The sequence below is a fragment of the Citrobacter sp. TBCS-14 genome, assembly GCF_005280805.1.
Classification (GTDB): Bacteria; Pseudomonadota; Gammaproteobacteria; order Enterobacterales; family Enterobacteriaceae; genus Citrobacter; species Citrobacter gillenii.
Genome location: NZ_SZWM01000082.1, coordinates 1 through 314 on the forward strand (window position 1 = coordinate 1; position 314 = coordinate 314).

General features: G+C 47.8%; 1 pseudogene. It reads left to right on the top strand.

The features are described from left to right. Positions 1-314, top strand: a pseudogene (locus FDX22_RS29945) (hypothetical protein); the annotation flags it as partial.

A 314-nucleotide genomic window follows, 5' to 3' on the forward strand; every position in this document is an offset into this window, starting at 1 on the left:
GCACCTCGGCAGTAAGGAATATCCAGAGCAATATTTTTGATCGTACGGAAGGGGTGGTGGCCATTCCCGGGGCTCTGGGGTATGGGGGATATTACAGATATGATGACAAAGTCATTTTCAGTGGAGAAAACGGCCTTACTGATTTTATCTCCTGGGTTTCCACCACACCACCTGGCCGGTATGTGGTCGAGAACCGTACTTCATATAGTGCGCCTCAGATTATTGACAATGAAAACCGCCTGGAAGGGGTTGTTGAAATCATTATTCCGGATACTGCCTCCGCGTCTTCGCAATCACATGTAAACAAGCTCATT